Genomic DNA, 11437 nt, shown 5'->3' on the forward strand with positions numbered 1-11437 from the left:
AAGTCAACGGAAAGGGGGCCGCCATGGTTCCGGCGATTGCCGTTCAGGCAGACAGATGCCTCAGCTTGCGAAGTAATCCGACAGGATGCGGGTATAGATCGCCTTGAGCTGGGTGATCTGCTCAACGGGCACGCATTCATCGACCTGATGCATGGTCTTGCCGACAAGGCCGAATTCCACCACCGGGCAATGCGATTTGACAAAGCGCGCGTCCGACGTGCCGCCTGTGGTCGACAGCACCGGCAGCAGGCCGGTCTGCGCCTGCACGGCGGTCTGCACCAGTGTCGACAGTTCGCCCGGCGGGGTCAGAAAGCTTTCGCCCGAAATCTTGATGCGCAGATCGGTGGTGGTGCCGAAGGCGGCGTCGATGCTGGCGGCCTCGGCGGCCAGCCAATCCGACAGCGACGCGCCGCTGTGGCAGTCGTTGAAGCGGATGTTGACGGTGGCGCTGGCCTGCGCCGGGATGACGTTGGTTGCCGGGTTGCCGGTGTCGATGGTGACCACCGCCAGCGTCGAGGCGTCGAAATGCTCGGTGCCCTCGTCCAGCGGGTGCGAGGCAAGCCGGTCCATCAGCCGCGCCATGGCCGACAGCGGGTTGATGGCGCGATGCGGATAGGCGGAATGGCCTTGCTTGCCGGTCACGGTAAACCATGCCGACATCGACCCGCGGCGGCCGATCTTGATCATCTCGCCCATGGTGTCGGGGCAGGTGGGCTCCCCGACAAGGCAGACCGACATCCGCTCATCCTGATCGGCCATCCAGTCGAGCAGCGCGACGGTGCCATCGGTGGCATCGCCTTCCTCATCCCCGGTGATCGCCAGCACGATCGCCCCGTCGGGCGGGGTTTGTGTCACATAGTCGATGGCCGCAGCGGCAAAGGCGGCGACACCGGATTTCATGTCGGTCGCGCCGCGCCCATAAAGGATGCCGTCGCGGATCTCGGCTCCGAACGGATTGGTGGTCCAGTCTGCCGGGTTGCCCACCGGTACCACATCGGTATGGCCGTTGAAGCCAAAGCTCCGGGCGTGGCCCTTGGCCCCCCAGCGGGCATAGAGGTTCGAGGTCTCGCCCCTGTCGACTCGGGTGCATTCAAAGCCGGCGTTTTCAAGCAGGCCCTGAAGCAGCACCAGCGCGCCGCCTTCTTCGGGGGTGACCGTCGGGCAACGGATAAGGTCTGCGGTCAGGGCGACGGGATCGGTGGTCATGTGGCGGCTCCGGCTGAGTTTTCCCATTCGCTACAGGCTTGCGCGGCAAAGGGCAAACCGGGGGATTGCGGCGCGCGGGCATGGAATCGTCTGGCGGGGCGGCGCCGCTTGCGTCAGGCTACCCCAAAGCCCGGAGGAGACATCATGCTGACGGATCCCGAAACCGATCTGACCCTGACACGCCACGTCGATGCCTCGCCCGAGGCGCTGTTCGCCTGCTGGACCACGCCGCAACACATGAAGCAGTTCTTTGTGCCACGGCCGCATCAGGTCACCCATGCCGAGGTTGATCTGCGTGTGGGCGGCCGTTTCAACACGGTGATGCTGGTCGACGGGCAGGAGATCCCGACCTTTGGCGTTGTTCTCGAGATCGTGGCGGGGCGCAAGCTGGTCTTCACCGATGCCTATACCGAAGGCTGGAAACCCGCGCCCGATCCGTTCATGACCGCGATCCTGACGTTTGAACCGGATGGCGACGGGGCGATCTTTACCGCCGTCGCCCGGCATCGCAGCGCCGAGGCACGCGCGCAGCACGAAAAGATGAGCTTTCACGAGGGGTGGGGCGTCGTGGTGCAGCAGCTCGAAGACTACGCGAAGTCGCTTTAGCCTTCGTTGAAGAAGGGCGTCACCTGCGCCACGATCACCGAATTCTCCAGAAGCGCGCGGGTCATCAGCGCGCGCTCGTCGTCGTCGATTTCGTGGCCCAGTTCCAGCCGCTCGTCCAGCGTGCCGTAGCCGGTCACGTCAAGCGGTGCCAGTTCGGCCTGCTTGAGAATGGCGACGGTTTCGCGCACGGCTTCGGCTTCGTCAACGCCGGAGGCGTAACACATCAGCCCCGCGCCGGTGCTTTCCTCGGGCAGACCATCACCGGCCTTGCGGCCGACCTCGACCACGAGCGTGTAGACTTGCTGTTTCGACGGTTTCTTTGTCATGCGCGGGCCATTGCCCCAGCCTGTGGCGGCTGTCAAGCGATGGCGCAGCGCTGGCGCAGGGAGAGTGTGCAGGCCGCCACGCAGTGTCAGGCGGCAAGCTCGACCGCGACCGCGCAGGCATAGACGGCGATCAGCAGCACGGATTCGATGCCGATGCGTGCCGGGCCTTGCCGCTGGCGCAGGATCAACCCGCCCAGCAGAATCGCGGTCATCAGCATCCCGGTCGCCAGCCAGAACAGGTCGGTGTCCCCCGCCGCCTGAAAGATCGACCCGTCGCGATAGGCCACATCGGAAAACACAAGGAACAGCGTGTCGAACGTATTGCCGCCGATGATGCCGCCCACCGCCAGCTGCAAGGCACCGCGGCGCACGGCGACGATGGTCGTCACCAGTTCGGGGAGCGACGTGATGACTGCCGTGACCAGCGCGCCGACGAGGCTGGAGGACAGCCCGTAGCGCGTGATGAATTCGCCAGCGACCTGACTGATGACCCAGCCCGACAGGCCCATCACCGCGACAAGCGCGGCAAAGATCAGCAGCGGTTTCGTGACCGGCGCATCCGGATCGTTGCCGTCATCGGGCTCATCCAGCCGCGTGTCGGAGGTTTCGACCGGGCGCCACATGGGGCTTTCCCCGACACTGGCCGACAATTTGACGCCCCACAGATATCCGAGGAACATGACCAGCGACACGGGCGAGACGCCGAAATAGGCGATATCCGGCCCGGCCATTGCCGCGATGGGCATCGACAGCAGGATCAACAACATCACCGCCTGAAACAGGTTCGCCGGTTCAGCGGCGGCGTGTTCCAGGTTCACCCGCTTGTACAGCAGATCGGCCACCGCCAGAAACAGCGTCTGCGCCGCGATCCCGCCCACGGCATTCGACACGGCAAAGCTGGCATCGCCGCCATAGGCCGCCGTCACCGACACCACGACACCCGACAAGGATGTCGCGCCGCCAAGCAGGAGGCCGCCGGCCATTGCCTCGCCCAGTTTCGTGCGGTCGGCGATGATATCGGCAAGGCGGGTCGCCTTGATCGAGGCAGCGACCACGAGGGCTGCGGCAATGGCAAAGGCGGTCAGCAGCAGGGACAGGGAGAAATCGGCGAACATGAGGCTCCGGACGTTTTCAGGGCATTGCATCAACGAAAAAGCCGCGCGCCCGGTGGACGCGCGGCTTTCGTCGCATGGAGATGTCGGGCGATCAGGCCGAGCGGCGGAAGGCCCGGGCGATGGCGATCAGGATGCAGGCACCGATGAAGCCGATGATCAGCTGGCCAATCCAGCCGCCCAGCGTCGAGCCGACGATGAACATCAAGATGGCGTTCAGCAGGATCGCCCCCACGATGCCAAGGATGATGTTCATGATGATGCCCATGTTCGATTTCATGAACTTTTCTGCGAGCCAACCGGCGATGCCGCCGACGATGATGGCCGCAAGCCAACCTAGTCCGGTCATTGTCTAACCCCTTTTGAAACTATGGTGCCGGGCTGCCCCCGGCGTCTGATTGGGTAACGGCGCGGGGCGGCGAATGGTTCCCGCCTCGGGGGGGTAGATTGTTCTTTGCGCTGGCGGAGATCCCGGCCCGGATCAAACAGTCTTAACGCAAAAGGCCGGGGACAAGCCCCGGCCTTTCCTGTCCGATGCGTTCCGCGATCAGTCGCGCAGCAGCTCGTTGACGCCGGTCTTGGAGCGGGTCTTTTCATCGACGCGCTTGACGATGACGGCGCAATACAGGTTCACGCCGTTCTTCGACGGCATGGTGCCGGACACCACCACCGAATAGGGCGGCACTTCGCCATAAATGACTTCGCCGGTCTCGCGGTCGACGATCTTGGTCGACTGGCCGATGTAAACGCCCATGCCCAGAACCGAACCTTCGCGGATGATGCAGCCCTCGACCACCTCGGAGCGGGCGCCGATGAAGCAGTTGTCCTCGATGATGGTCGGGCCGGCCTGCATCGGTTCCAGCACGCCGCCGATGCCGACGCCGCCCGACAGGTGCACATTCTTGCCGATCTGCGCGCAGCTGCCGACGGTCGCCCATGTGTCGACCATGGTGCCGCTGTCGACATAGGCGCCAAGGTTGACGAAGGACGGCATCAGCACCACGCCCGGCGCGATATAGGCCGATTTGCGCACGATGCAGTTGGGCACCGCGCGGAAACCTGCCGCGCCCCATTCATTGTCGCCCCAGCCCTTGAACTTGCTGTCGACCTTGTCCCACCAGCCGCCGCCCTGCGGGCCGCCATCGTGCTGTTCCATGTTCTTGATGCGAAAGCCCAGCAGCACGGCCTTTTTCGCCCACTGGTTCACATGCCACGAGCCGTCAGCCTGCTTTTCCGCCACGCGCAGCTTGCCGGAATCCAGCGCATTCAGCGTGTCTTCGATGGCCTCGCGGGTTTCGCCGCCGGTGGCGGGCGTAATGGCGTCGCGGCCTTCCCAGGCGGCTTCGATGGCGGTTTCAAGCTGGGCGTTGGACATGGGGGTCTCCTCGTGCGATCCGGGGTTTTGCAACGCCTATAACGGGCACGACCGCACAAGAAAAGGAGCCAGAGCCATGGCAAAGATGATCCACAGCATGATCCGGGTGCAGGACGAGGCGCGCTCTGTCGCCTTTTACGAGACAGCCTTTGGCCTGACCGTCGCCGACCGGCTGGATTTTCCCGATTTCACGCTGGTCTACCTGTCGAACGCTGAAACCGGGTTCGAGCTTGAGCTGACGGTGAACAAGGGCCACGATGAGCCATATAATCTGGGCGACGGTTATGGCCATCTTGCGGTGTCGGTTGCCGATCTCGAAGCCGAACATGCGCGCTTCACCGCCGCCGGGCTTGCCCCGCGCAAGATGATCGAATTTGCCCCGGCGGGCGAGGTGATCGCGAAATTCTTCTTTGTCGCCGACCCCGACGGATACCAGATCGAGGTGCTGGCCCGCACCGGTCGTTTCGCCTGAGACGGGCGCGGGCCGCGTTCCCCCCTTGCGGAATCGGCGCGGCCCGCGTATATGGCCCTCAACAGCGGCGCGTCGGGCCTCTCCGAAGCACCACCGGGAAACACCAACGGGCCGCGCGCCCGTTTTTTTGTGCTCAATCGGACCCGGGGAAATATGACCGACCTGATCGCCAGATCCGCCATCGACCAGCGTCTCGCCGAGATCATCACCCCTGTCATCGAGGACATGGGGTTTGAACTGGTGCGCCTGCGCCTGATGAGCGGCAAGACATCCACCCTGCAAATCATGGCCGAACGCCCCGAGGGCGGCATCGAGGTCGATCAATGCGCCGAGATCTCGACCGCCGTATCGGCGGTGCTCGATGTCGAGGATCCGCTGATCGACGCCTATACGCTTGAAGTGTCGAGCCCCGGCATCGACCGCCCGCTGACCCGGCTCAAGGATTTCGAGACCTACGAGGGCTACGAGGTCCGGCTTGAAACGCAAGAGCTGGTCGATGGCCGCAAGCGCTGGCAAGGCGTGCTGGCGGGGGTCGAGGATGACGAGGTGCTGCTCAACATCACCGAGAACGGCGAAGAGCACACCATCGGCCTGCAATTCGACTGGCTGGCCAACGCCAAGCTGGTCCTGACCGACGATCTGATCCGCGAGATGCTGCGCGCCCGCAAGGCGCAGGGTGTCGATGAAACCCAATTCGACGAAATTCAGGCCGACGACGCGGCCACCGACGAGGAGTAAGACCCAATGGCAATCACCTCTGCCAACCAGCTCGAGCTGCTTCAGACCGCCGAGGCCGTCGCGCGCGAAAAGATGATCGACCCCGGTCTGGTCATCGAGGCGATGGAAGAGTCGCTCGCCCGCGCCGCCAAGTCGCGCTACGGCTCCGAGATGGACATCCGGGTTACCATCGACCGCAAGACCGGCCGCGCCAAGTTCACCCGCGTGCGCACCGTGGTCGAAGACGAAGAGCTGGAAAACTATCAGGCCGAGCTGACCGTCAAGCAGGCCAAGCAATACATGGCCGATCCGCAGGTCGGCGACCAGTACGTCGAAGAGGTGCCGCCCGTCGACATGGGCCGGATCGCCGCGCAATCGGCCAAGCAGGTCATCCTGCAAAAGGTTCGCGAAGCCGAGCGGGACCGCCAATACGAAGAATTCAAGGACCGCGCCGGCACCATCATCAACGGCACCGTCAAGCGCGAGGAATACGGCAACATCATCGTCGATGTGGGCCGCGGCGAAGGCATCCTGCGCCGCAACGAAAAGATCGGCCGCGAGGCGTATCGCCCCGGCGATCGCATCCGCTGTTACGTCAAGGACGTGCGCCGCGAAGTGCGTGGCCCGCAGATCTTCCTGTCGCGGACCTCGCCGGAGTTCATGTCCGAGCTGTTCAAGATGGAAGTGCCGGAAATCTACGACGGCATCATCGAGATCAAGGCGGTTGCCCGTGATCCCGGCTCGCGCGCCAAGATCGGCGTCATTTCCTATGACAGCTCGATCGACCCGGTCGGCGCCTGCGTCGGTATGCGCGGCAGCCGCGTTCAGGCCGTGGTGAACGAGCTTCAGGGCGAAAAGATCGACATCATCCCGTGGAACGAGGACATGCCGACCTTCCTCGTCAACGCGCTTCAGCCCGCCGAGGTCAGCAAGGTGGTTCTCGACGAGGACGCCGAGCGCATCGAGGTCGTGGTGCCCGACGAGCAGCTGTCGCTGGCCATTGGCCGTCGCGGTCAGAACGTGCGGCTTGCCTCGCAGCTGACCGGTCTTGATATCGACATCATGACCGAGGAAGAAGAATCGAAGCGCCGCCAGAAGGAATTCGAAGAGCGCACGCGCCTGTTCATGGACACGCTCGACCTTGACGAATTCTTCGCGCAGCTGCTGGTGGCCGAAGGCTTCACCAACCTCGAGGAAGTCGCCTATGTCGAACAGGACGAACTGCTGGTCATCGACGGTGTCGACGAAAGCACCGCGGCAGAGCTTCAGACCCGCGCCCGCGAGTTCCTTGAAGAACAGGCCCGCAAGGCGCTGGAACACGCCCGCGAGCTGGGTGCAGAGGACAGCCTCATTGACTTCGACGGCCTGACGCCCCAGATGGTAGAGGCACTGGCGAAAGACGGCATCAAGACGCTTGAGGATTTCGCCACCTGCGCCGACTGGGAGCTGGCCGGAGGCTGGACGACCGACGGCGGCGAGCGCGTCAAGGACGATGGCCTGCTCGAAAAGTACGATGTCGATCTTGCCGAGGCCCAGACCCTCATCATGACCGCGCGTGTCTTGCTTGGCTGGGTTGATCCCACCGAGCTTGCGCCCGATGTCGATGAGGCGGCCGAGGAAGACGGCGAGGAAGAAGAAGAGGTCTGAGAATGAGCCGTGGCGGCCAGCAAAAACACCGTGAAGACGGGCCGGAACGGCGCTGCATCGCCACGGGCGAGTCGCAGCCGGCGTCGGGGCTGATCCGCTTCGTGGTCGGGCCGGACAATCAGGTCTTCCCGGATCTGGCAGAAAAGCTGCCGGGTCGGGGGATCTGGGTGGCCTCGACCCGCGAGGCGCTTGAGAAGGCGTCGGGCAAAGGGCTGTTCGCCCGCGCGGCAAAGACACAGGTGACGGTCCCAGATGGGCTGCCCGACCTTGTGGAATCCATGTTGGCGCGGCGGGTGGTGGACTACATCAGCCTCGCGCGCAAATCCGGCGACGCTGTTGCCGGGTATGAAAAGGTCAAGGCGATGCTCGACCGCGAAGACGCGGATGTGCTGATCCAGGCCGATGACGGATCGACCCGAGGAAAGTCAAAACTGTCGACTCCGGGGTGGGGTAGCTATATCGGCTGGCTGACCGCAGATGAGCTGGGAATGGCCTTTAGTCGGGAAAAGGTGATCCATGCGGCGCTTGGCGCTGGCGGACTCACCAAACGTGTTGTAGAGGAGGCCCAACGTTTGAAGGGCCTGCGCACTGGATGGGCCGGTGTGTCATCGGCGGCAGGGGCCGCCGGGGCGGCAGGGGCCGCCGGAAAGGACAAGAGAGCTGAATGAGCGATAACGACGGCAAAAAGACCCTGGGAGTAGGTGGCGGCGGACCCCGTTCGGGCTCCGTGAAGCAGAGCTTCAGCCATGGACGTACCAAGAATGTCGTGGTCGAGACCAAGCGCAAGCGCGTCGTGAAGCCTGCCGCTGGTGCCGGTTCCGGCAAGCCCGGCGGCAGCCTTCCCGGCGGGTCCGGTGGCAAGCGCCCCGCAGGCATCTCCGATGCCGAGATGGAGCGTCGTCTCCGCGCGTTGCAGGCCGCAAAGGCCCGCGAGGTCGAGGAAACCGCGCAGCGCGCGGCCGAGGAAAAGGCACGCACCGAAGAGCGTGACCGCCTGCGCGCTGAAAAGGAACAGAAAGAGCGCGAGCAGCGCGAGGCCGAGGAGCGCATGCGCGCCAAGGTCGAAGAAGAAGCGCGCAAGAAAGCCGACGCTGCGGCCGCCAAGAAGGCCGAAGCGGTGGCTGCCGCTGCTCCGACGCCAAAGGAAGAAGCGGGCGCCGCCCGGTCTTCGGGTGCAAAGCCGGCCGGTACGGGCGGTCCTGCTGCGGCTCCGGGCGCACCGCAGATGCGCAAGGCAGAACGCGAGCGCGAAGAGCGTGGCCGCTCGGCCCGCGGTCGCGACGACAATGCACGCCGCTCGGGCAAGCTGACGCTGAACCAGGCGCTTGGCGGCGAGGGCGGCCGGCAGAAATCCATGGCGGCGATGAAGCGCAAGCAAGAGCGTGCGCGTCAGAAGGCCATGGGCACGCAGTCCCGTGAAAAGGTTGTGCGCGACGTCCAGCTGCCCGAGGCGATCACCGTCGCGGAACTGGCGAACCGGATGGCCGAGCGCGTGGCGGACGTGGTCAAGTCCTTGATGCAGAGCGGCATCATGGTCACACAGAACCAGTCGATCGATGCCGATACTGCGGAAGTCATCATCGAGGAATTCGGCCACCGGGTGACCCGCGTGTCCGCTGGCGATGTCGAGGATGTGATTCGCACGGCAGAGGACAAGCCCGAGGATCTCAAGTCGCGCCCCCCGGTCATCACGATCATGGGCCACGTCGACCACGGCAAGACCTCGCTGCTCGACCGTATCCGCCAGACCAGCGTGACCTCCGGCGAAGCTGGTGGCATCACGCAGCACATCGGCGCCTATCAGGTGACGACGAAGGACGGCGCCGTGCTGACCTTCCTCGATACGCCCGGCCACGCGGCCTTCACTTCGATGCGCTCGCGTGGCGCACATGTGACGGATATCGTGGTGCTGGTGGTTGCAGCGGATGATGCGGTGATGCCGCAGACCATCGAAGCCATCAGCCACGCCAAGGCGGCGGGTGTTCCGATGATCGTGGCGATCAACAAGGTCGACAAGCATTCGGCCAACCCGACCAAGGTGCGGACCGATCTGCTTCAGCACGAAGTCGTGGTGGAACAGATGTCCGGCGAAGTGCAGGACGTCGAGGTTTCGGCCCACACCGGGCAGGGTCTTGACGAGCTGCTCGAAGCCATCGCGCTTCAGGCCGAACTTCTCGAGCTGCATGCAAACCCCGATCGCAACGCCGAAGGCGCGGTGATCGAGGCGCAGCTTGACGTTGGCCGCGGCCCGGTTGCGACGGTTCTGGTTCAGAACGGCACGCTCAAGCAGGGTGACATCTTTGTTGTCGGCGAGCAGTACGGTAAGGTCCGTGCGCTGCAGAACGACAAGGGTGAGCGCGTCAAGGAAGCCGGTCCTTCGGTTCCGGTCGAGGTGCTTGGTCTTAACGGCACGCCCGAGGCTGGCGACGTTCTCAACGTTGTCGAGACCGAAGCGCAGGCCCGCGAGATCGCCGAGTACCGCGCCCATATCGCCAAAGAGAAGCGCGCCGCCGTTGGTGCCGCGACGACTCTCGAGCAGCTGATGAAGAAGGCCAAGGACGACAAGAACGTCTCGGAGCTGCCGGTGGTCGTCAAGGCCGACGTGCAGGGCTCTGCCGAGGCCATCGTTCAGGCGCTGGAAAAGGTTGGCAACGACGAGGTCCGCGTGCGGGTCATCCATTACGGCGTCGGTGCCATCACCGAGACCGACATCGGCCTTGCCGAAGCGTCGGGCTGCCCGGTGATCGGCTTCAACGTGCGTGCCAATGCTCCGGCGCGCAACGCTGCGAACCAGAAGGGCGTCGAGATCCGCTACTATTCGGTGATCTACGACCTGGTTGATGACGTGAAAGCGGCGGCCTCGGGTCTGCTGTCGAACGAAATCCGCGAGAACTTCATCGGCTACGCGTCGATCAAGGAGGTCTTCAAGGTTTCCAACGTCGGCAAGGTGGCAGGTTGCCTCGTGACCGAGGGTGTGGCGCGGCGTTCCGCCGGTGTTCGCCTGCTGCGCGACAACGTCGTGGTGCACGAAGGCACGCTGAAGACGCTCAAGCGCTTCAAGGACGAAGTGCCCGAAGTGCAGTCGGGGCAGGAATGCGGCATGGCCTTCGAGAATTACGAAGATATTCGCCCGGGCGACGTCATCGAGATCTTCGAGCGGGAGGAGATCGAGCGTTCGCTCTGATCTTTTCCGATGGACATGGGAAAGGGCGATGCCATTTCCCGGATATCAGGACGCGGGCGGCGATTTTATCGTCGCCCGTTTTCCGTTTGGGGGCGGCGCAACCGGCGTTCTGTCCGACCTGTCGCTCCGCTTCCTGAGCCGAAACTGCCTCCGTGGGAGATGATCAGGAGGGAGTTTCACCGTGGCTGCTACATAGGAGGTTCTCACTGGGGATGGAGGGCGTTGGCGCGATGGCAAATGGCCTGACGCCATGAAGGCGCTGATCGTGGAGGAGACGTTGCATTCCGGTGCGGCGGTTGCTGGTGTCGCGGGGCGGCAGGGGGGCAGGCGAACCATCTATCGGAGTGGCGGGCCCAGGCACGTAAGGGCGCACTGGTTCTGCCTGCTCCGGAAGACGAGGCCGAATTCGCGGCGATGGTGGTCGCGGTCTCACCGCCGGATGCCGAGCCAATCGCTGAAGAGCCCGTAATGATTACCGTGGGCGTGGTCATGATCCGGCTGGCTGCAACCACATGGGCGTTGCGCATCGCGGTGATCGCACATGCACTGGCACAGAGGGCATGATCCTCGCGTCGAACCGGGTGCGGACCATGGTTGCGACCGCAAGGGGGACGAGGGGTCGGCGGCGCTGGTGAAGAACGAGTTGCCCAAGGAGCCGTTTACTGGAACCGTCTTTGTGTTCAGAGCGGAGCGTGCGGATCGACTAAAGCGTCTTAACTGGGTAGTGCCCCGAGAGGTGGTGTAAGAGCGCCGACCTTCGGAGAGGTCCAAGGCTGATCAGGTCGCCACGGC

At 64.1% G+C, this 11437-nt stretch carries 12 protein-coding genes; 7 read left to right on the forward strand and 5 right to left on the reverse strand.

The window, feature by feature from the left end:
* Positions 1 to 60: 60 nt before the first annotated feature.
* Positions 61 to 1206 carry a succinyl-diaminopimelate desuccinylase gene (gene dapE, locus Q4543_RS19765; protein WP_303441160.1) on the reverse strand — a complete coding sequence of 382 codons (1146 nt, stop codon included), beginning with the start codon at positions 1204 to 1206 and terminating at the stop codon, positions 61 to 63.
* A gap of 144 nt (positions 1207 to 1350) precedes the next feature.
* Between dapE and Q4543_RS19770 the strand changes: the two genes are divergently transcribed.
* Positions 1351 to 1812, forward strand: a complete 462-nt coding sequence (locus Q4543_RS19770; protein WP_303441161.1) for an SRPBCC family protein — start codon at positions 1351 to 1353, stop codon at positions 1810 to 1812.
* Here the strand turns inward: Q4543_RS19770 and Q4543_RS19775 are convergent.
* The 4 genes from Q4543_RS19775 to dapD form a co-directional block, all read right to left on the reverse strand.
* Positions 1809 to 2138: a hypothetical protein gene (locus Q4543_RS19775; protein WP_216001897.1), complete on the reverse strand. Its 330-nt coding sequence runs from the start codon at positions 2136 to 2138 to the stop codon at positions 1809 to 1811. The genes Q4543_RS19770 and Q4543_RS19775 overlap by 4 nt on opposite strands.
* A gap of 86 nt (positions 2139 to 2224) precedes the next feature.
* The gene (locus tag Q4543_RS19780) at positions 2225 to 3253 is read right to left on the reverse strand and encodes a sodium:calcium antiporter (protein ID WP_303441164.1); all 1029 of its coding nucleotides are present in this window, start codon (positions 3251 to 3253) and stop codon (positions 2225 to 2227) included.
* A gap of 91 nt (positions 3254 to 3344) precedes the next feature.
* The gene (locus Q4543_RS19785) at positions 3345 to 3599 is read right to left on the reverse strand and encodes a GlsB/YeaQ/YmgE family stress response membrane protein (protein WP_303441166.1); all 255 of its coding nucleotides are present in this window, start codon (positions 3597 to 3599) and stop codon (positions 3345 to 3347) included.
* Between the two features lie 198 nt (positions 3600 to 3797).
* Positions 3798 to 4625 carry a 2,3,4,5-tetrahydropyridine-2,6-dicarboxylate N-succinyltransferase gene (dapD, locus tag Q4543_RS19790; RefSeq protein WP_303441167.1) on the reverse strand — a complete coding sequence of 276 codons (828 nt, stop codon included), beginning with the start codon at positions 4623 to 4625 and terminating at the stop codon, positions 3798 to 3800.
* Between the two features lie 76 nt (positions 4626 to 4701).
* Between dapD and Q4543_RS19795 the strand changes: the two genes are divergently transcribed.
* The 6 genes from Q4543_RS19795 (at position 4702) to tnpB (ending at position 11390) form a co-directional block, all read left to right on the forward strand.
* Positions 4702 to 5097: a VOC family protein gene (locus tag Q4543_RS19795; RefSeq protein ID WP_216001901.1), complete on the forward strand. Its 396-nt coding sequence runs from the start codon at positions 4702 to 4704 to the stop codon at positions 5095 to 5097.
* 153 nt (positions 5098 to 5250) lie between these two features.
* Positions 5251 to 5835: a ribosome maturation factor RimP gene (gene rimP, locus Q4543_RS19800; RefSeq protein WP_303441169.1), complete on the forward strand. Its 585-nt coding sequence runs from the start codon at positions 5251 to 5253 to the stop codon at positions 5833 to 5835.
* A gap of 6 nt (positions 5836 to 5841) precedes the next feature.
* Positions 5842 to 7461 (forward strand): transcription termination factor NusA, encoded by a 1620-nt coding sequence (nusA, locus tag Q4543_RS19805; RefSeq protein ID WP_303441171.1) that lies wholly within the window; start codon positions 5842 to 5844, stop codon positions 7459 to 7461.
* Positions 7462 to 7463: 2 nt separating this feature from the next.
* Positions 7464 to 8129, forward strand: a complete 666-nt coding sequence (locus Q4543_RS19810; protein ID WP_303441172.1) for an RNA-binding protein — start codon at positions 7464 to 7466, stop codon at positions 8127 to 8129.
* Complete coding sequence (infB, locus tag Q4543_RS19815) at positions 8126 to 10645, forward strand: translation initiation factor IF-2 (RefSeq protein WP_303441174.1); 2520 nt, start codon at positions 8126 to 8128, stop codon at positions 10643 to 10645. The genes Q4543_RS19810 and infB overlap by 4 nt, the downstream gene beginning before the upstream one ends.
* A gap of 541 nt (positions 10646 to 11186) precedes the next feature.
* A complete protein-coding gene (gene tnpB, locus Q4543_RS24650) occupies positions 11187 to 11390 on the forward strand; it encodes an IS66 family insertion sequence element accessory protein TnpB (RefSeq protein WP_368502173.1) in 204 nt (67 codons plus the stop codon).
* Positions 11391 to 11437 lie beyond the last annotated feature (47 nt).

Origin of the sequence: Salipiger sp. 1_MG-2023, from assembly GCF_030547555.1 — a bacterium.
Lineage (GTDB): Bacteria > Pseudomonadota > Alphaproteobacteria > Rhodobacterales > Rhodobacteraceae > Salipiger.